This window comes from Spirosoma taeanense (genome assembly GCF_013127955.1).
Lineage (GTDB): Bacteria > Bacteroidota > Bacteroidia > Cytophagales > Spirosomataceae > Spirosoma > Spirosoma taeanense.
This window is the reverse complement of the sequence record NZ_CP053435.1, coordinates 770271-791344: the sequence shown is the minus strand read 5'-3', so window position 1 is coordinate 791344 and position 21074 is coordinate 770271. Positions and strand designations below refer to the sequence as shown.

Annotated in this window: 16 protein-coding genes; 6 read left to right on the top strand and 10 right to left on the bottom strand. The window is 53.2% G+C overall.

The window, feature by feature from the left end; translation table 11 throughout:
* Positions 1-9: 9 nt before the first annotated feature.
* The 8 genes from HNV11_RS03405 to HNV11_RS03370 form a co-directional block, all read right to left on the bottom strand.
* Entirely contained in the window at positions 10-1167 is a 1158-nt protein-coding gene (locus tag HNV11_RS03405; protein WP_171738323.1) for a lycopene cyclase family protein, read from the bottom strand.
* An 87-nt stretch (positions 1168-1254) separates the two neighbouring features.
* Entirely contained in the window at positions 1255-2133 is an 879-nt protein-coding gene (lipA, locus tag HNV11_RS03400) for a lipoyl synthase (RefSeq protein WP_171738322.1), read from the bottom strand.
* Positions 2134-2194: 61 nt separating this feature from the next.
* Positions 2195-4549 carry a penicillin acylase family protein gene (locus HNV11_RS03395; RefSeq protein ID WP_171738321.1) on the bottom strand — a complete coding sequence of 785 codons (2355 nt, stop codon included), beginning with the start codon at positions 4547-4549 and terminating at the stop codon, positions 2195-2197.
* Between the two features lie 52 nt (positions 4550-4601).
* Positions 4602-5264 carry an alpha/beta hydrolase gene (locus HNV11_RS03390; protein WP_171738320.1) on the bottom strand — a complete coding sequence of 221 codons (663 nt, stop codon included), beginning with the start codon at positions 5262-5264 and terminating at the stop codon, positions 4602-4604.
* Between the two features lie 6 nt (positions 5265-5270).
* Positions 5271-5801 carry a DUF4442 domain-containing protein gene (locus tag HNV11_RS03385; protein ID WP_171738319.1) on the bottom strand — a complete coding sequence of 177 codons (531 nt, stop codon included), beginning with the start codon at positions 5799-5801 and terminating at the stop codon, positions 5271-5273.
* Entirely contained in the window at positions 5798-6280 is a 483-nt protein-coding gene (locus tag HNV11_RS03380; RefSeq protein ID WP_171738318.1) for a DinB family protein, read from the bottom strand. The genes HNV11_RS03385 and HNV11_RS03380 overlap by 4 nt, the downstream gene beginning before the upstream one ends.
* Positions 6234-6698, bottom strand: a complete 465-nt coding sequence (locus HNV11_RS03375) for a MarR family winged helix-turn-helix transcriptional regulator (protein WP_171738317.1) — start codon at positions 6696-6698, stop codon at positions 6234-6236. Before HNV11_RS03375 ends, HNV11_RS03380 begins: the two co-directional genes overlap by 47 nt.
* 111 nt (positions 6699-6809) lie before the next feature.
* Complete coding sequence (locus HNV11_RS03370) at positions 6810-8174, bottom strand: M28 family peptidase (RefSeq protein ID WP_171738316.1); 1365 nt, start codon at positions 8172-8174, stop codon at positions 6810-6812.
* Positions 8175-8333: 159 nt separating this feature from the next.
* Between HNV11_RS03370 and HNV11_RS03365 the strand changes: the two genes are divergently transcribed.
* Complete coding sequence (locus HNV11_RS03365; RefSeq protein ID WP_171738315.1) at positions 8334-12020, top strand: tetratricopeptide repeat protein; 3687 nt, start codon at positions 8334-8336, stop codon at positions 12018-12020.
* Positions 12021-12080: 60 nt separating this feature from the next.
* On the opposite strand, the gene lpdA is transcribed toward HNV11_RS03365, so the two are convergent.
* On the bottom strand, positions 12081-13481 hold the full coding sequence (gene lpdA, locus HNV11_RS03360; protein WP_171738314.1) for a dihydrolipoyl dehydrogenase: 1401 nt from the start codon (positions 13479-13481) through the stop codon (positions 12081-12083).
* Between the two features lie 221 nt (positions 13482-13702).
* On the opposite strand from lpdA, the gene HNV11_RS03355 reads away from it, so the two are divergent.
* From HNV11_RS03355 to HNV11_RS03335, 5 genes are all read left to right on the top strand, one after another.
* Positions 13703-14272: a hypothetical protein gene (locus HNV11_RS03355; RefSeq protein ID WP_171738313.1), complete on the top strand. Its 570-nt coding sequence runs from the start codon at positions 13703-13705 to the stop codon at positions 14270-14272.
* 122 nt (positions 14273-14394) lie between these two features.
* Positions 14395-16287, top strand: coding sequence for an amidophosphoribosyltransferase (locus HNV11_RS03350; RefSeq protein WP_171738312.1), 1893 nt, complete (start codon positions 14395-14397; stop codon positions 16285-16287).
* A 211-nt stretch (positions 16288-16498) separates the two neighbouring features.
* Positions 16499-16741 (top strand): TraR/DksA family transcriptional regulator, encoded by a 243-nt coding sequence (locus HNV11_RS03345; RefSeq protein WP_171738311.1) that lies wholly within the window; start codon positions 16499-16501, stop codon positions 16739-16741.
* A gap of 309 nt (positions 16742-17050) precedes the next feature.
* A complete protein-coding gene (locus HNV11_RS03340; protein WP_171738310.1) occupies positions 17051-19033 on the top strand; it encodes a PAS domain-containing sensor histidine kinase in 1983 nt (660 codons plus the stop codon).
* Positions 19034-19133: 100 nt separating this feature from the next.
* A complete protein-coding gene (locus HNV11_RS03335; protein WP_171738309.1) occupies positions 19134-20486 on the top strand; it encodes an NAD(P)/FAD-dependent oxidoreductase in 1353 nt (450 codons plus the stop codon).
* Positions 20487-20513: 27 nt separating this feature from the next.
* On the opposite strand, the gene HNV11_RS03330 is transcribed toward HNV11_RS03335, so the two are convergent.
* A complete protein-coding gene (locus tag HNV11_RS03330) occupies positions 20514-21047 on the bottom strand; it encodes a 2'-5' RNA ligase family protein (protein ID WP_171738308.1) in 534 nt (177 codons plus the stop codon).
* Positions 21048-21074: the final 27 nt, after the last annotated feature.

The window sequence follows — 21074 nt, the reverse complement described above, 5'->3', positions numbered from 1 at the left end:
CTATTCTACCTAACCGTTGAACGTTTTCCGGCGCAGCACATCGAAGAATGCCGCGGTAAAGGGCCACCATGGCATGGTGGCGAAGATGCGAAGTTCTTCCAGAAATCTGGTGTCTTCGTCCAGAAACCGAAAAGCCGTAGCAGGCCGATTTTCGGCGTAAAACCGCGTAAATACGTCATCGGCCGGATGACGGCGCTGTTCCAGTACATTCAATAGCACACTGTCGTATAACTTAAAGCGACTTCTGAACCAGGGAAGCTGGCGGTTAGCCTTACCCGTCTGAACAATGTTTTTGACAATATCGCGCAGGTAACGCTGCGTACGCTGGAAGGTGTAACCCGTTGACGGTTTTGTATATCCGCCCGCTGTGCCAATCCGGACAATATGTTCAGAAGGATTTTCGTGCGTAGGCTCATCCGACATCGGAATCACGCCCGCTTCGGTTTCGCAGATCTGGTAATTGCCCGTATCCAGATACCGGTCGATATACAGCCGCAGGTCAGCGTCGTATTCGTCGGCCTTCAGCGGACTGCCATTAAACAGGGTAAATTCCACAAGCGCGGTCTGCGTATCGAAAGGCATGACATACACAAACCGGCAATCGCCATGCTGCTCAACCCGAAAATCCATCAGTTCCGGTTGTTTTGGGTTGAAACAGGGCTTCTCAGCTTTAATAACCCAGCCTTTAAAGTGCTGTAGCAGGTTGTGATTTTCGGGTTGGTCGAGCTTCAGCGCGAAGGTGCTGTCGAAGACGTAGTCGGCAATGAACGGCTCATCGTCGGCAATAACAAACCCACCCTGGGGGGTATCTTTGATCCGGTTAATCGTTGCCTGCCGATGCTCAATATTTGGAAACCGGGCCAGTTCGTTCTGCACAAAATCGTAGAAATCAATGCTGCGCAGCATTTTGTACTGATACTCGCCCATGTCGAGTGGGCCGGCATGCGTAGTTCCGTGAAAGCTGACCGTGTTCCACTTCCGAAACAGAATCGGCTCAAACGGGCCGGCCCCATGCTCCCAGAAACACCACGTTCGGTCGTTACGGTTTTTAGGTTCCCGATCGAGAATCAGGATCGATCGGTCGCGTAAGGCAGACTGGCTTAGATAATACGCCAGACTCAAACCCGCCATGCCGCCCCCGGCGATGATGAAGTCGTATTTTTTCATGCAACAAAGAAAAAGCCCGAACGTTCCGTCCGGACTCTTCTTATAAAATAAGCGGGTGAGCCTAATTGTTTACCCATTTCGGGCAAACTATACATTCACGTGTTTCTCGGCATGGTAGCTTGACCGTACCAGCGGGCCGGATTCGACGTATTTCAGGCCCCGGGCCAGACCTTCTTCCCGGTACATGGCAAACGTTTCGGGGTGAATCCACTCAATGACCTCGTGGTGCATTTTTGTGGGCTGCAGGTATTGCCCCAGGGTCAGCACGTCGAGTCCGTTTTGGGCCAGATCGTCCATGGCTTTGAACACTTCGTCGTGCGTTTCGCCCAGCCCCAGCATGATACCCGATTTGGTGCGCTGACCGTACTCCTTTGTCCGGCGAATCTGCTCCAGACTGCGTTCGTACCGCGCCTGCGGCCGAACGCGCCGGTAAAGCCGTTCGACGGTTTCCATATTGTGCGAGACAACCTCTTGCCCGGCCGAAATCATCCGTTCCAAGGCTTCCCAGTTTCCTTTCGTGTCGGGGATGAGCGTTTCGATCGTCGTTGCAGGCGAAGCTTCCTTAATGAGCCGTACCGTCTGGTACCAGATTTCGGCGCCCCGATCTTTCAGCTCATCGCGGTTGACCGACGTAATAACGGCGTGCTTGACCTTCATCAGCACGATGGCTTCGGCCACGCGCCGGGGCTCGTCGGTATCATATTCATTCGGGCGACCCGTCGCTACGGCGCAGAACGTACAGCTACGGGTACAAACGTTACCCAGAATCATGAACGTAGCCGTGCCAGCCCCCCAGCACTCGCCCATGTTGGGACAGTTGCCGCTTTCGCAGATGGTATGCAGCTTGTGCTCGTCAACCAGTTTGCGGACTTTGGCATATTCAGGACCGATAGGCAGCTTCACGCGCAGCCAGTCGGGGCGTTTCTTACGTTGTTGTTCGGAGGGTATTACGGGTAGTTCGATCATGGCTCCTCAATCCTTTCCTGAAAAAGGTTTTTCAGGGCGGTAAAGTTCGTTAAAAAAGCAATCACGGACGCAGTACGGTTGTCGTCTCAGCTACGGTTTTGATTTTTTCTGTTGAAAAGAAAACCGGGAAATAGCCGTTCTCGGCCCAGATGGGAAACAGGTCGCGATAGTGCGGACTCTCAGGATCACCCGATTGACCAGGGCTATTGATTCCCAGCGCTTTATCCCAATCTTCTGTATCGACCAGAATCCGGAACGAGGCACCATGTGTCTGGTTGAGGTTGTTGGCCGTTGCGTTGACGGTTTCGCCATAGCCGCCCCGTGCCACCGGCCCCAGGTTAATTTTCTGTTGCATGGCTTTGTCAACCAGATCGCTTAGCGGGTGCGTAATGGTAATGTGCTTATTTTTTCGCTGCCCATACGACCAGTCGTCCATATCGCTTCCCAATCGGTCGGTAAGCGCGGCTACGGCCTTATCGAGCGAAGCCAGTAACAGACTATCCCGACCGGCGGTTGGCACCAACAGGGCATCCATGATGCGTTTGGACGGGACGGCTTTCAGGTAAGGTCTGGCCTCACGCGGAACTATCTGCTGCGCTACAGCCAGTTTCAACTGCTCTTCCCAGGCTACGTAGATAGCAGCCGCCACCGAGTTGGGATTGAGTTTGTAGTCCCAGCGCCGGAGATAAGCCAGCGCCTGTTCCGTCCGGTTTTCGGGCGACGACAGGTTTTGCAGCAACGGCACCAGCGTCCGGGCCGGAATAGACAGGTAATCGGCCTGCAGGGTCATAAAATCAACCAGGGTTTTACGTTTGCCGTCGCTCAGGACCTCTTCAATGCGATGGGCACGGCTGGGTGCCGACCACGTCCAGCCAATCGCGTTCCGGTGCGGGAAGTTGGGTGGCGTCAGGTTGTTATTAGCCGTTACGACGTAACCCTCGGGCGGGTTGAGTTTGTTGGGCAATTGCTGCATCGGCAGATAGCCACTCCATTCGAACCGTCCGTCGCCCGGCACCGGCAGCAGGCCCGTAAAGTTTTTTCGGATGGGCGCTAGCCCAACCGCCTGCCAGCCAATTGTCCCTTTGCGGTCTGCCCAGATCATGTTCTCGCCCGGCAACCGACTGAACGAACACGCCTGCCGGAACTCGGGCCATGTGCGGGCCTGATTCATGCGTAAACTCGCAAGATAAGGCGCACAGCCTGTGTCGAGCCAGCCCGCGCGAATGGCGTAGGCTTTGTGGTTCTTTACGTCCTCGAATACCACCGGCCCATGACGCGTGTATTTCAACTCCGCCCGAACGGATGACCCGTCTTTCATCGGGATGGTTTCCGTCAGCGTTTTCATCGCCACCCATTGCCCTTTGTACCGGTACTGGTTTGGGTTTTTCGGATTAGTCTCGTAAACGTATAAATCTTCGTTGTCGGTCTCAAAGATGGTCAGTCCCCATGCCCCATACTCATTATGCCCAATCGAGATTCCGGGCAGCGTGGGTTCGCCAGCGCCGATGACGTTCCAGCCCGGTGCGTTTAGATGCACCCAGTAACGTAACGAGGGTGTCGACTGCGCCCGGTGCGGATCGTTGGCCAGCATGGGGTAGCCACTCGCCGATTTATTACCCGCAATCACCCAGTTGTTGGAGCCAACGTACTGCTTTTCGACGTTGAACCAGTCGTCTATTGACTCACCAGATCGCCTGGCTTCGTCTTCATCGGCCTTGGTCGGTCGACCCTGAAATTTCAGCGGCAGCCGGAACGCTTCGTATAGCTCTAAGATCGGCTGAAACAGCTCGTCACCGTTGACGTGCAGGGTCAAATTGGGTTCGTTGGCCTTCGAGACGGGATGAAACCACTGCAATTCCCGCAGCTTATCGGCCCCAATTAGTTTCACCAGCCGACCGTAATTCAGTTCGTCCCGCACGTTATAAGCCAGTCCCTGATGTCGGCTGATGACCACTCCGGGTGTCCAGAAGCCCGGTTTTGTGTTCAGCACCCGAAATTCGAACGGCAGTTTTTCGGGCGTTTTGTTTATTTCCTTTACGTAGGCGTTGATGCCATCGACAAACGCCCCAACGATCTGCGGGCCGTGTGGATGATAATGCAGCAGTTCCTTGTTGATGTCGCCCCGAAACCGGAACAGCCGCGTGCCGATATCCCGTTTGGTTTCCTGCGAGCCAAGCAGTTCAGCAACCGTTCCAGTTGCCTGCCGACGCCAGATCTCCAGTTGAAACAGGCGATCCCGGGCGGCCATATACCCCTGCGCAAAGAACAGATCATGTTCATTTTTTGCGTAGATGTGATTAACGCCCCAGGGGTCGCAAATGACTTCGACGGGTTGTTGGAGACCGGGGAATTGCTGGGCATTTGAGCATTGGCTAATGCAGAACAAAAGCCCCATGAGGGCAAACAAACGAAGCATAGCGTTGGGCATTTGGCCGTAAGATAGCCAAAACAGGTGCTACGGTGGATATTTATTCCGGCTTTTCCCGGCCAATTAGCCGCGTCAGTACCTTCGGCTCGACCCGATGACCACCGTCAAAGACCGTTAGTTTAAGCGTTGGCACTTCCTCCTGCATCCGGCGGAGGTAACCTTCGGCATCGGGCATCTGGCGGATAAATTCGTCCTGCCGACCATACACGTAATGCATGTCCAGCGGCATTAATTGATCCGGACTGATCATATCACCAAAGCCACTCGGAAAATAACCCGCCCAGAGAATCAGTCGGTCGACCTTGATGTGCTCGGCATTCAGCCAGCGACAGGCCGTAGACGCCCCCTGCGAGAAGCCCAGCACCGTAAAGTGCAGCGTTTTGGGATCGCGTCCCGTCAGAACCCGATCGTACAGTGCATTCAGATATGCCACGAAGTCGCTGATTTCGTGCTGCCGGTCTTCGCGGGTAATCCACGAAGCGCCCACGCGCTGGTACTCGCCGTTCAGGTATAACCGCGACAAGCCTTCCGGCACTACAACCAGCGTCTGTTCATCAATCAGACTTGCGAATTTCTGACCGAAAAACTGCGCCAGTTGGCCAAACCCGTGCAGACAAAACCAGACGTGCGTGGTCTGGTCGGTCAGTTCCCCAAGGGTGTAATAACGGGCCGTCCGCTGAACGGTAAGGTGGTGTTCGGTCATAAGCTGTTAGCGTTGAAACCGCGACCGCTGCCGGTCGCCTTTGCGCTGTTCGTAATGCTGTTTGTCGGCCACGTAGCATAGCCGCTCAATCTCGGCGTAAACCGTCCCGTCTTTATCTAACCACTGCAACCTAAAGCTCCGCTCGGTCTGCCCGTTAGTGGCTACGTCCCGGCGAATGTCGTCAATCTGCTCGTCGGTCAATTCATAGCGCATGTAAAGCGTTTGGCGGCCCGGTTTGCGAAACCGAATGCTGGCGGCTTTGTCCCAGACAACGTAGTTATTACCAAAAATCCGCAGGAGCATGAGCATATAGAATGGATCTGCCGCCGAGAAGAGGCTACCACCAAAAATGGTCCCGACGTAGTTGTACGTCCAGATACTCCGACGCAGGCAGAGATGCACCTCCCGCGAATCGGCCGACCAGAACAGAATCTTACCGCCCGTTCCGAAAAACATGGGGTACCAGTTCATCAGCGTCCGAAAGCGCCATGTCTGGAACGACTCCCGGCGTTTGGTTCGCAGAAAGATCGGCTTCATGCGATGGTTCCCGAAGCCGCCACATTCCGGACGAACACACGCCCTTTTTTTATAGCCTGCGCAATCTGTCCGGCATGGTAGGAATTATGATGCATCAGGAACGCCAGTACCTGCATGCGCGACGCTTCGCCGAAGGGCGAGGCTACCGGCTCGGCCCACTGCTCGTCGGTGGTTTGCCGAATCTGTTCCTCAACCATCGCAAAACTTTCGTTTACAGTCTGCAGCACTGTGGGCAGATCCAGTAGATTACCTTCGTCCATTACGCCACCCGTCGCTTGCAGCAGAATCGTCGGCTCCCGATTGAAAATCATCTGAGCAAAGCGGTGCATAGCCTCGGCCGTGTGCAGCGCAATAAACCCCGCCGACGCCGTAGTAGGCATTAATCGATTCCGGTAATTATCAGGACTGAGTTTGCGAATCGGACCCAGTACGCTATTCTGGTTCGTTTGCCAGAGCTGGATTAACAATTGAGTTGTCATTGGGAGTTGGTGTTTGATTTTTAGGCGTTAATACGTTAGCTGAGAACAGCGTCAGCGCGTCAATAGCCTCCTGCCCTAGTTCGTCGTGAATCCGCGCGTTCAGAACTTTCCAGATTTTATGGCATCGTTTGGCGAGCTGCGAGCCGCTTTCGGTCAGAAACAAGCCCTGCCGGAGATTATCGGTCAGCCAGCCGTTTCTGTGAAGCAGTTGTACGTCCCGACTCATGGCGGATTTTTCAATCTGCAACTGCTTCGAGAGCTGGGTCTGCCGAATACCCGGCTGCGCAAAAATGCGCATCAGTAGTCCGGCCTGCGCAAACGTAACGCCCTCAGCTGTGAAGGCATCGGTATAACGTCCCGTCAGCACACGCGCCAGCATCCGTAACCGCCCCGCTATGCAATAGCTCTGCTCGTTCATGCGGCAAGCTTAATCAGAAAAAGTTGCATATGCAACTTTAGAATTTACGGGCAAACAAAAGCCCGGTTACGTTGGCGCAACCGGGCTTCAGGACGGAACTCGTTAAGATTGCTACAGGCCGTGCTGATCGAGGAGATACACCAGAGCCGCCATCGAAGCTGCGCCGAGTTCGAGTTCGCGCTGGCTGACAGCCTCGAAGCGATCAACGGCTGTGTGGTGGTAATCAAAATACCGCTGCGTGTCGGGTTTGAAGCCAAACAGGACCGTACCAAGTGTTGCCAACGGCCCAATGTCAGCGCCCCCGCCACCCGGTCCAATTTCGGTCAGGCCATACGGAGCCAGTAAGGGTTTCCAGGCAATCGCCTTCGCCCGCTGGTCGGGCGTACCGACGATGCCAAAGCCGCGCGGAGTGAATCCGCCGTTGTCTGACTCGACGGCCGCAATGTGTTTCTCGTTGTTTTTCTTTGCCAGATCGGCATATTGTACCCCACCCCGCAGACCATTTTCCTCGTTCATGAACATCACCGCCCGGATCGTACGCTTGGGTTTTATTCCTAACGACTTCAGAATACGTAACACTTCGATCGACTGAACGCAGCCCGACCCGTCGTCGTGCGCCCCCTCTGATAAGTCCCAGGAATCGAGGTGGCCGCCTACCACGATGATTTCGTCGGGTTTCTCGCTACCCCGAATTTCGCCGACTACGTTATAGGATTTCGCGTCGGGCAGGGTCTCGGAATTCTGTTTGAAGTAGAATGTCAGGTTCGGATTCTCGCTGAGCGACTTACTGAGCAGATCGGCCCCGTTGGTGCTGATGGCCGCCGTCGGAATCAGCGGTACGCCCGTACCGTAGCGCATGCTGCCTGTGTGTGGATTATCGTCGTGCACATTGGTCATCGAGCGTACAATCGCGCCAATTGCACCCAGCTTGGCGGCCTCGGTTGCCCCATTGGCCCGTTGCTCAACGGCCCCGCCATAGGCTTCGAAGGTATTGATCTTGGTCGGGTCCATCGGGCGGTTGAAGAACACAATTTTGCCCTTCACCTTGTCGGCACCGAGTGCTCGTAGTTCGGTAAAACTTTTAACCTCCACGACGCCCGCTTCAACGCCTTTCGGCCCCGTAGCTACCGAACCGCCGAGTGCCGCGATTGGCACCGTCGTCTTTTGCTTACCGTTGCGGATATAGGCTTCTTCCTTTGCCCCGCGTACCCAGTGGGGCACCATTACGTCCTGCAGAAATACGCGGTCGAACCCCTGCTGCTCCATGAGCTGCTTCGTCCAGTCGACGGCTTTCTGCGCACCAGTCGAGCCGCTTAGCCGAGGGCCGATCTGCTTAGTGAGGTGACGTAACCACTCGTACGATTGACCATTCGACAGGGCTTCGTTATAGATTTTTCGGATCGTGACCGAGTCGGCGTTCTGCGCGCGGCAATAACCAACGAGCAGCATGAGCAGAAGAGTAAGCGTTTTTTTCATGATTGGGTTGTATTCGTTAAGACAGCAAGATACAGAAAAGCCCGACTGCTAATAATCAATCGGGCTTTTCTGCACTTAATACCTCCTGCACAGGAGTTAATTGAGCTTGTTTTAGTGGAGGTATCTGCTCATTTTTACAATCAACTCTTTCCACACCGAATGTCTACGTCTACTGCTCAGTCCATCGACGATTTACTTCAGGTTCTCCAAAAAGGCGAAGCCATCGTAATTGCAGGTACGGGGGTCTCGGCTAGTGTTGCCTGTAGCAACAAACTTATCCGTAGTTGGTCGCTGCTTTTGAAGCATGGTATTGATTTTTGTTGTAGTCATGCCCAGGATATCAACGAGATAAGTGAATCCTGCCGCACGTTCGATGCTACATCATCAGCTTCACTCGATGAATTGCTGGCAATTGGCGACGAAGTTCAGCAATACCTTATTAAAAATAACCTCATGGAAAGATGGCTGGAGGTTGTTTTTGCGGGATTGTCGCCTGAAGACCAGCGTTTGATCCGAGCGCTGGAAAAGCTTAAGGTGCCCATTGCTACTACAAATTACGACCGACTGTTTGAGGACATTACCGGCTTGCCTGGTATTTCATGGCGCGACACAGCCAAACTCCATCGTTTCTTAAACGGCCAGGAACAAGCTATTTTACACCTGCATGGTCACTTTCGCGATCCGAATTCGATTATTCTTGGCAAACGCTCCTACGACGAATTGCTGGAACAGGAGTTCGCGCTCTTTGCCGAAAAATCCCTATTCAGTCGCTATAACGTGATCTTTATTGGCTTTGGAGACAGCACAAAAGACCCTAATTTCAGTCGACTTCTCACCTGGTCGCGGGCGCACCTTTCAGCAACTCAGGTATTTCGCGTGGTACGCCAATCCGAACTGGATAAGCTTCGGGAAGAGCATCAGACGTTGGGTTACAATATCCAACTTATCAGTTATGGTGCTGACTACAGCGATCTTACGCCGTTTCTGGAACGCTTGGCTTACCAACTGCCGGTTGTTCCACCCATCCCCAAGAACTTACCAGCTGTGCCCGATAATATTGGTCGAGGTGAACTCATTGAAACGGTAGTAGATAAGCTCGTACGGCCTGGAAACAAACCAATAGGCTTATTGGGGGGCGCGGGCATTGGCAAAAGCAACACAATACTGAATGTATTGTATCACCGTAAAACCGCTATCCAATTCGGCGAACAACGGTATTTTGTGCGTTGCGAGGCTGTAACAACGTCTGATTTGCTCTGGTCGCAAACCCTCGACACGCTTGGTTTGCAACCCAGCCGCGATCTGTCGCCCCAGCAACAGGTCGAGCATTTTCTCGTGGAACAACCGACGCTCCTAGTGTTCGACAATGCCGAAACGCCCTGGGAACGGTTCGGACCAGTTTTTGAAAGTATACTGGGGCGGCTTAAAAGTCTGACCAATCTTCGACTGGTAGTCACCTACCGGGGGAAAGCTATTCCCGGCACCCGCATCGGCTGGGACTCGATAACCGTACCCGCCCTGACAGAGGAACAGTCCAGAGCCCTGTTTCTAAATCTAACGGGTGAGGTCTTCGCTAATGATCCAGCACTGCCGCGTCTGCTCCGCGCCGTGGACTATCTGCCGCTAGCCGTAACCCTTTTAGCCGAACGCGCTAAAGATGAACAGAGATTAGCTGCGCTTGAACAGAAATGGGAACAACGTAAAACCGATCTCCTTAAATTAGATCCCGCCAATAAAGATTTAAATCTTGAAGTATCCATATTGTTATCATTCGATAGTCCTCGACTGAGCGATACTGGGCGCGAACTGTTTAAAGCGTTGTGCTGGTTACCCGACGGTATTCAGCGGGCCGATTGGGAATCTGCTTTCCCAGATTATGAAGACGACCTGAACGCCCTGTTGCGCGTAGTGCTGGCTGAAGAAGACAGTATAGGTCGGGTGCGGGTGCTGGCTCCCATCCGCGAAGTGATTAACCGAAAATTTTCTCCTGACCCGCTTTGGTTAGAGCCAACCGTGCGAAAAATAGTGAATATAGCCGCCGAAAGCGGCCGACAAGTCAGTTTTCAGGAGGGAGCGTTTACAAGAGTTCAGGCCGAATGGCTTAACCTGAACCAAATTTTCAGTAAGTGCGATTACACCGAATGGTTGATTGATGCCTTAACCGACCTTACACTTTTTTCTTCCTTCAGTGGTCTATATCTAACCAACTTTTTAACAAAAGCAGCTCAAATAACAAAAACGAACCAGTGGCAACAATTACAGGCCAACTGCCTGCGTAGTCTAGGCGGTGTGGCTTTTCTCCAGTCGGACAATGCCAGGGCCATCACTTACTATGAGCAGGCTCAGCCGCTCTATGAGCAGGTTGGTGATCTGTTAGGTAAGGCCAACTGCCTGCGTAGTCTAGGCGATGTGGCTTTTCGCCAGTCGGACAATGCCAGGGCCATCACTTACTATGAGCAGGCTCAGCCGCTCTATGAGCAGGTTGGTGATCTGTTAGGTAAGGCCAACTGCCTGAAGAGTCTAGGCGATGTGGCTTTTCGCCAGTCGGACAATGCCAGGGCCATCACTTACTATGAGCAGGCTCAGCCGCTCTATGAGCAGGTTGGTGATCTGTTAGGTAAGGCCAACTGCCTGAAGAGTCTAGGCGATGTGGCTTTTCTCCAGTCGGACAATGCCAGGGCCATCACTTACTATGAGCAGGCTCAGCCGCTCTATGAGCAGGTTGGTGATCTGTTAGGTAAGGCCAACTGCCTGAAGAGTCTAGGCGATGTGGCTTTTCGCCAGTCGGACAATGCCAGGGCCATCACTTACTATGAGCAGGCTCAGCCGCTCTATGAGCAGGTTGGTGATCTGTTAGGTAAGGCCAACTGCCTGAAGAGTCTAGGCGATGTGGCTTTTCGCCAGTCGGACAATGCCAGGGCCATCACTTACTATGAGCAGGCTCAGCCGCTCTATGAGCAGGTTGGTGATCTGTTAGGTAAGGCCAACTGCCTGCGTAGTCTAGGCGATGTGGCTTTTCGCCAGTCGGACAATGCCAGGGCCATCACTTACTATGAGCAGGCTCAGCCGCTCTATGAGCAGGTTGGTGATCTGTTAGGTAAGGCCAACTGCCTGAAGAGTCTAGGCGATGTGGCTTTTCTCCAGTCGGACAATGCCAGGGCCATCACTTACTATGAGCAGGCTCAGCCGCTCTATGAGCAGGTTGGTGATCTGTTAGGTAAGGCCAACTGCCTGAAGAGTCTAGGCGATGTGGCTTTTCTCCAGTCGGACAATGCCAGGGCCATCACTTACTATGAGCAGGCTCAGCCGCTCTATGAGCAGGTTGGTGATCTGTTAGGTAAGGCCAACTGCCTGAAGAGTCTAGGCGATGTGGCTTTTCGCCAGTCGGACAATGCCAGGGCCATCACTTACTATGAGCAGGCTCAGCCGCTCTATGAGCAGGTTGGTGATCTGTTAGGTAAGGCCAACTGCCTGAAGAGTCTAGGCGATGTGGCTTTTCTCCAGTCGGACAATGCCAGGGCCATCACTTACTATGAGCAGGCTCAGCCGCTCTATGAGCAGGTTGGTGATCTGTTAGGTAAGGCCAACTGCCTGAAGAGTCTAGGCGATGTGGCTTTTCGCCAGTCGGATAGTGGCGGAGGTGACAAGCTATATGAAGTAGCTATTCGATTGTACAATCAAATCAACGACCATTATTCTCTTGGTCGGGCATACTATTATTGGTCTTTGTATGCATCTGATGACACTATCAGACAGGAACGTCGCTGTAAGGCAAAAACTGTTTGGGAAGGCGTAAATATGCACTATTTAGTCGAACAGACCGGGTTAACCGATGCCTGCCAGTAAAAGAAAGCCCGACTGCTGATGAGCAATCGGGCTTTTGCCCTATAAAGACTTCAAATCGGATTACATATTGATCGCCCGGTTGTCGGTAGCGGCCAGACAGGCCTCCTTGAAGGCTTCGGTATAGGTCGGGTGCGCGTGCGACATCCGCGATACGTCCTCGGCCGAGGCCCGGAACTCCATCGCCACAACGGCTTCGGCAATCATGTCGGCCGCGCGGGGACCGATGATGTGAACGCCCAGAATCTCGTCGGTTTCTTTATGCGCCAGCACCTTCACCAGCCCGTCGATGTCCATACTCGCCCGCGCCCGGCCCAGTGCCTTGAACGGGAACGAGCCGGTTTTGTAGGGAATCCCTTCCTGCTTCACCTCTTCTTCGGTATAGCCTACGGCCGCCACTTCCGGCCAGGTATAGACTACGTTCGGAATGAGCCGGTAGTGAATGTGCGGCTTCTGACCCGCAATGGTTTCGGCAATGAACGTTCCTTCCTCTTCGGCTTTGTGGGCCAGCATAGCCCCGCGAATTACGTCGCCCAGCGCGTAGATATGCGGCACGCTCGTCCGCAGGTTGTTATCTACTTCAAGCTTGCCCCGGTTGTCAGTTTGCAGACCGGCCACTTCGAGGTTCAGACCGTCAGTGTAGGGGCGCCGACCGACCGATACCAGGCAATAGTCGCCGGTCAGCGTAATCTGCTCGCCTTTTGGCGTATCGATGCTCACCTCAACCTCTTCGCCTTTGTTCTCAACCTTCGTTACCTTGTGGTTAAAGTAAAAATCGGCGCCAAGTTTTTTAACAGCCCGCTGGAGTTCTTTCCCCATCGTTTTGTCCATCGTCGGGATCATCGAATCGAAGAACTCAACGAACGACACCTTCGCGCCAAGCCGGGCGTAAACCGACCCCAGCTCGGCACCGATTACACCCGCACCGATGATGATCATGTGCTTCGGGATTTCCTGCAGCGTCAGGGCTTCCGTCGAGGTGATCACGCGCTTCTTGTCGATAGGCATGGACGGGAACGAGGATGGTTTCGAGCCCGTTGCAATCACGATGTTTTTGCCTTTTATGGTTTCTTCGCCCCCATCGGCTTTGGTAATCTTCACCGAGTGCGCATCCACAAACGAGCCGACACCAGAGAACGTATCGATCTTGTTTTTCTTCATCAGAAAGGCAATGCCCTTCGTCGTTTGATCGACAACATCCTGCTTCCGCTGGATCATCTTGGGCAGGTCAACCTGCAGATCAGCGAGTTTGATGCCGTGTTCGGCAAAGGTGTGGGAGGCATTGTAAAAATGCTCCGACGAGTCCAGCAGCGCCTTCGACGGAATGCAGCCGACGTTCAGACAGGTACCACCCAGCGTCGGGTATTTTTCGATAATGGCCGTTTTCAGTCCGAGCTGGGCACAGCGAATCGCGCCGGTGTAGCCACCCGGCCCCGAACCGATAATGATAACATCGTATTCCATGATGAGATGAGTTCGCAGTCTGCGGTTAAGACAAGTAATCAGAAGCCGTTACGTTAGTACCACTGCTGTCAGTCAACGCGTCCCGAACCGCAAACCTTTTTAAAGAGAAGCATTGCCGGTGCAAATTTGGTTCAGAATTTGATTGTCCAAACCGATTTTCCAAAAATCGTGTTGGTGGTTTCAGATGCCCTTCCTCATCCGGGGCCGTTCCGTTTGGCTTTATGCGCTTTGTTTATTCACTGAACCTGCTCGCTACGCTCGTCCTGAGCAGTTGCAACAATCCTGCTCAACAAAACCAACCCAATGTCTATTACGATGTGCTGAGCTTTGTAAAAGGCCAGATCAGGGCGTTGTCGGCCCAGAAACCACTCGTCAGCAAAGCCGTCCGAATTAACGAGGAGCGGAATCAGCAGACGACCCGGGATGTCAACTGGAGCCGTGAGCTGGAGCTGTTCACCCAGACCGACATTAACAAGCCCGCTCTCCGTAACAGTTACCGGATTGCCCGCCCGGACTCACTGACCTACCAGTATACGCTCAAAACGACGGAGGAGCGCTTAACCGTCCGGTCGCTGACCGTCCGGCTCGACTCCCTGACCCGGCAGCCGCGCCAGATTGAAGCCGTTCTGCAAACCAAAAATCCGTTATATTCGTCAGAGCGTCACTTGCTGCTCGAAAGTGGTCTGGTCAAAGGGCCACAGTGGCGCATTCAGCGGTATAAACTGTCGGGCTATCAGCAGTTACCCTTCTTCGACAAGAATGAGTTTTCGGTGGAGGGGCAGCTGCAGTAGTTATCTTTTTCTACCTTTGTTTAGCGCTCCTGCCGAACGAAACGGGCTGGCAGGTCGTTACTTTTTTAGCAACCTGATAATCAATCGCCCCGGCGGTTAGTCTGCTTTCATCAACCCCTGTTATGAGCGACGCCATCAAACACGAGTGCGGTATTGCCCTCATCCGACTCCGCAAACCGTATCAATACTACATTGATAAATACGGCACAGCCCTCTACGGAGCCAATAAATTGTACCTGCTTATGGAAAAGCAGGTCAATCGTGGCCAGGACGGAGCCGGTATCGCTAACATCAAACTCGACGTGCCGCCCGGCCACCGCTACATCAGCCGTTACCGTTCAGTTGATCAGCGTCCGGTGACGGATATTTTTGAAAAGCTCAACAAGAAATTCCGCAAGGCGCTCAAAGGCAATAAAGACAAGGGTAAAGACGCCCGGTGGCTCCAGGAAAATGTAGCCTTCACGGGCGAGGTCTGGATGGGCCACCTGCGTTACGGTACCCACGGCGCCAACGAAATTGAAAACTGCCACCCTATGCTCCGCCAAAGCAACTGGCGCAGCCGCAACCTGGTTATGGCGGGTAACTTTAACATGACCAACGTAGATGGTCTGTTTGATAAGCTGGTTTCGCTCGGTCAGCACCCCAAAGAGAAAGTGGACACCGTAACGGTGATGGAGAAAATCGGCCACTTTCTGGATGAGGAGAACCAGCGCGTATTTGATCGGTTCAAGGGCATCTACGAAAACCCCGACCTGTCGGACATCATTGAGGACAACCTCGATATGCAGCGGGTTCTGCACCGTTCCTGCCGCGATTTCGACGGTGGTTACGCTATGGTGGGCATGACGGGTTACGGTGGAGCGTTTGTAGCCCGCGATCCCGCCGGGATTCGGCCCGCCTATTACTATGCCGACGATGAAGTGGTGGTAGTCGCTTCGGAGAAGCCCGCTATTAAGGCCGCTTTCAACGCCGAGTACAGTGAGATTAAAGAAGTGCAGCCTGGTCATGCGCTCATCATCGACAAGTACGGCGAGTATAATGAACTCCAGTTTGTGCAGCCGATTGAGAAGCGGTCGTGCAGCTTCGAGCGCATTTATTTCTCCCGGGCCACCGACCCCGACATTTACAACGAACGCAAAGACCTCGGGAAATTGCTCGTGCCGCAAATCCTGAAAGAAATCGACTACGATCTGGAAAACACGGTCTTTTCCTATATTCCAAACACGGCCGAAACCGCCTTTTTCGGCATGGTTGAGGGTCTGGAAGAATACCTGTACAAACAGCGGAAGAAAGCCATCATGGATGGTATCCTGTTCGAGGAAGAACTCGACCGGGTGCTGTCGTTCCGGCCACGGATTGAAAAACTGGTTTCCAAGGACGTAAAACTGCGGACGTTCATCACCGACGATTCTCAGCGCGACGATATGGTTTCGCACGTCTATGACACCACCTTCGAGGTCATCAAAAAGGGTAAGGATAACGTAGTCGTCGTTGACGACTCCATCGTGCGGGGCACAACCCTGGAGAAAAGCATCCTCAGAATGCTCGACCGGCTTGGTCCCAAGAAAATCATTATCGTATCGTCGGCTCCGCAGATTCGCTTCCCCGACTGTTACGGTATCGACATGTCGAAGGTGAAAGAGTTTGTGGCCTTCCGGGCAGCTCTCGAACTGCTTCGCGAACGCGGCATGGACAATCTGCTCGACGAAGTCTATGCTGAAAGCGTCGCAGCTATCGAGTCCGGAAATGCCTCGCAGCATAATTACGTTAAGGCCTTGTTTGATCCCTTTACGCACGAGGAAATTTCGCGCAAGGTAGCGCAGATCATCACGCCCGGCGACCTGAACGCCGAAGTGGCTGTTGTGTATCAGACTGTTGAAAACCTGCACCGGGCCTGCCCCAACCATTCGGGCGACTGGTATTTCACGGGCAATTACCCAACCCCCGGCGGAAATACAGTCGTTAACAAAGCCTTTGTCAATTTCATGGAAGGCCGTCTGGTTCGGGCCTATTAAAATATTGAAACGACTATCAAAAAAGGGATGCAAACGTTTGCATCCCTTTTTTGATTTTCTGGCTAGCCAACCCTTTTAAACCGCGTTATAAGCCTAAAGCAAACTATTGATTACCAGATACATACTCAACAATTCAGGCTGAACGTATAGCCAGATTTAGGCACTTTATGACTCGGCAGGATGTTCTGTATATAGCTAACAAATCAACGTTATGTACTGTATCAAGTGTGGCAATCTTATTCCCGAAGCGCGTCTGAAAGCCCTGCCAACGGCTAAGACCTGCGTTCATTGTTCGCGGGCGCAACGCGTGGCTGGCTTCCCGCTCATTACGGGTAAGACCGAGTATTCGGCCCTGCAGATCGTATCGCAGCAGGAGGCCGTTCGTTTGCAGAAAATGCAGGCCCGGCGGGGTACTGGCGCTTCCATGTCAATGACCCGCGAGAAGCGCAATTAAGCTTACTTACCTGAGCGATTGCCGAAAAATAATTGTAGCCGACTCCCAGGGGATCGGCTCTTTTTTTGTCGGGCCGTCAGGGCGGTGTCCCAGTTGGCGGTTCGGGTTACAACCAGAATTTCACATTAGCTTCCGCTTTAATGGTTTAGCGGGAAAAATGTCTATCAGTCAGAGTTTCAGGACGTGTAACGTGTTGTATTTTCTGACAAATAAAATTTTATTTGTAGTATTGAAAATAGGACTTATACCGTTTTTTATTTTTACTGAACCCTCTTTCGTAACCAAAAATCCGCGTCCGCGTTACTTGCAATGGATGGTTTTACCACCTCTCAGCCTCCTCCTTCACCCCCTGCAAAATTCTCCGCTCATGAGTTTGATGATCAGTCGGCGTTGTTGACCGGCCTGATGGCAAACCCTTACGTGGGTATTGCCCTCTATGAGGCTGTGCGGGATCAGACGAAAGGGCCGAACCAGGGAAAGATTATTGATTTCCGGCTTCGGCAAATCAATGAAGTAGCCAGCAACCTGCAGGGCAAAACACCGGAACAACTCATCGGACGTACGCGCAGCGAGTTTTATCCGTGGGGTACGGGCGATATTCTGCTTCAGCATTATATCCAGGTATGCGAAACGGGGGCTCCCTATCGTGATCCGCATTTTCACCCACTGTTTGGCTTATGGATCGACCTGTCTGTTCAAAAGCTGGGGGATGGCATCTTACTGATCCATAACAACATTACCCCCGAACGTCAGGCTCAGCTCGAACGTCAGCAGCAGGCTGATCTTCTGCAAACCATCATCAATAACTCACCAGCGGGCCTTGCTGTATTCGAAGCCGTTCGGGACGATACCGGACAGATTGTTGATTTCATATACCGACTGACAAACCCGGCCAACGCGCGGGTGACCGGACGCACAGTAGCCGAAATGACCGGTCAGCGCATGCTGGAACTGTTTCCGGGCCTGAGCGATACTGGATTTGTGGCTGATCTTATTGAAACGATTCAGACCGGCAAAACCCGGGAGTTTATCTTTCCGTACACCAACGACGGAATCGACGGCTGGTTTGACTGCTCTTTTGTGAAGCAGAACGATGGAGCCCTGTTCACCTTCATGGACGTTTCGGAGTTGAAGCGTTCCGAGCTGGCTCAGCAGCAGCAGGCTGAACTACTGGATCGGATCATGAATTCGACGCTCACGGGCATTACGGTCAACAAAGCCATCCGCAACAAAGCCGGTCAGATTATAGACTTTCAGATCACCCTGGCCAATCAGCAGGCTATGGACGTATTTGGTAATTTATCCGAGGGGGTTTACACTCAAACTTTCTGCGATCGTAACCCGGAACTGGCGGGTAGTGCTGCGTTTACGCAATACGTCGACGTGGTCAACACGGGGCAGACGCTGCATCTGGAGCTGCCTTACGGAGACCGGTGGTATTATTTGACCCTTAATAAGTTTGGCGATGGGTTCATTAATTCCTCGATTGATATTACCGATAACCACCGGTACCGCCAGCAACTCGAAGCCGCGAATCTGGAACTGCAGCGCTCCAACGATAGTCTCCAGCAGTTCGCCTACGTAGCGAGCCACGACCTGCAAGAACCCCTCCGCAAAATTCAGGCGTTCGGCACTATGCTGGCCGAACAATACGGTTCGGCTTTAGGCAGCACCGGCCAGAGCTACGTACAGCGTATGCAGTCAGCATCGGTGCGCATGTCGGAGCTGATTAAAGATTTGCTGGCTTATTCCCGCGTTTCAACGGTTCGGGAGCCTTTCCGGAAAATCTCGTTGAGCGAGATTGTGCAGACCATCGTTGATGAATATGAGCTGACTATCCAGGAAACCGGCGCAGTCATAGAGATAAGCGAACTTCCTGAGCTGACCGGCGATCGGCCGCAACTGCATCAGCTTTTCGGCAACCTGCTGACCAACGCGCTGAAGTTCCGGAGACCGGATGTAGCACCCCACGTTCGGGTATCGGCCCGCGGCATAACCCGACAGGCCATTCCAGCGGGCACCTTACCCGCATCAGCTACGCTGGAAACACAGCGCTCTGACGCCGAAACGTTCTACGAAATAAGTGTGCAGGATAACGGGATTGGCTTCGACAAAAAATACCTTGACCGAATATTCCAGGTATTTCAGCGCCTGCACACCCATAACCAGTATCCCGGAACTGGTGTGGGTCTGGCTATCTGTCAGAAAGTAGCCGAAAATCATCAGGGCGGGATCAGTGCATCGGGTAAGCTGGGCGAAGGTGCCACCTTTCGGGTATATCTGCCCGCCTGAGCGGCTGTTTGCTGGAGCAAATTAGCGTACTTTGACGAATCCACCGAAGACGACAACCAGTATATAGATTGTCTTTGGCTAAATTCGTCCTTTCAGCTTCATGCGTCATATTGTTATCGTTGGCAACGGCATTGCGGGTATTACGGCCGCCCGCGAAATCCGCAAACAAAGTGACGACCGCATTACCGTCATTTCTGCCGAAACTGAACATTTTTTCTCCCGCACGGCGCTCATGTACGTGTATATGGGCCAGCTCGAATTTCATCATCTGAAACCCTATGAAGACTGGTTCTGGGTCAAAAACCGGATTGAACTGGTCCTGGCGCACGTAACCCAGATTGATTTCGACAAAAAATACCTGAACCTGGTTCGCACGCCCGCTCTGGAAGAGCCATTTGCCTATGATGTGCTTATTCTTGCGGTTGGGTCCAAGCCTAATTTCATGGGCTGGCCGGGTCAAACCCTGCGCGGGGTTCAGGGTCTCTACGGCAAGCCAGACCTCGACCGCATGGAAGCCGACACGCGGAGCATTCGCCAGGCCGTGGTCGTTGGGGGTGGATTGATTGGTATTGAGTTATGCGAGATGCTGCTTTCGCGCAATATTCACGTAACGTTTCTGGTCCGCGAAAAAAGTTTCTGGAGTAGTGTGCTGCCCGCCGAAGAATCAGCGCTGGTTACACGCCACATTGTAGCTCACCACGTTGACCTGCGCCTGCATACCGAACTGGCCGAACTTCGCGACGATGGAACTGGCCAGGTGAACACCGTCGTCACCAAAGCTGGTGAGCAGATTCCGGCGCAGTTTGTGGGCATAGCCGTAGGCGTCAGCCCCAATATCAGCTTCGTGAGAAATACGCCACTGGAAACTGACCGGGGCATCCTGGTGAATGAGTTTCTGGAAACAAACCTTTCCGATGTCTACGCCATTGGCGACTGCGTTCAGCATCGAACACCCCCGCCGGGACGTAAACCCCTGGAGCAGATCTGGTACAGCGGCCGAATCATGGGCGAAACCCTGGCTCAGACCCTGACAGGTCAGCAAACAGCTTATAAACCAGGCGTCTTTTTTAACTCGGCCAAATTTTTCGACATCGAATACCAGACGTATGGCGACGTGGCTAATTTCCTGCCTAATGACGGTCCTGAACAGGCGTTTTACTGGGAACACGCAGCGGGCGAAATCGCCATGCGGATCAATTACCGCGCCGATACAGGTGCCGTTACGGGTGTGAACGCGCTCGGTATCCGCCAGCGGCAGGCAATCTGGGAGGACTGGATTGCAGCCGGCAAACCAATTGAATATGTACTCGAACAATTGCCGCAGGCCAATTTCGATCCGGAATTTTTCCGGCAGTTTGAGCCTGCTATCCTGGCAAAATTTAATGCCGAAAATCCCAACCGACCCGTGCGGCTAAAAGCGAAGAAAGGCTTATTCGGCCTGTTTGGCCGCTAACAAGACGTAGCATCCTGCCATTGGGCTTTATCTAAACGCAAAGCGGTGTTTAATCTCCCATTGCTGTCCGGTATGCATAAGCAGGGTAAACGCGTCGGCAGTAAACATCCGTTCGTAAGCCTGCGCCGAAAAATAAGCCCAGGCATTGGGAAATACGGCCCGTTCCAGGTCTTTAAACGCTACCGTCATGTGGGGATGAAAAGGACGCGGATCGGGAGATATACCAAATTGCTGATGACAGAAGTCAGCAATCTGCGCCTGACAGGTCAGCAACGCAGGCTCTGGTACCACATTCACAAAAATCACCCGATTGCCGAACCGTTCGAAATCCCGGAGTTGAACCGAAAAAGGCTCCTGCTCATCGGCAGAGGCCTGTAAGGCTGAAAAGTCGCTCAGATGGCTGCGAAACGGCGGTACCAGCGTAATGTGCGGGGGCGATCGGAGCGCATGGCCGGACCCAAACCGAGCCTGCGCTTCTTGTTTAAAGGCCGTTACTTCGTCCTGAATAATCTGGTCAGGCAGCAGCGCAATAAAATAAAGATTAGTGCCTCCGGAAGCCATGTTTCAGTATCAGGCCAAACGCAGGTC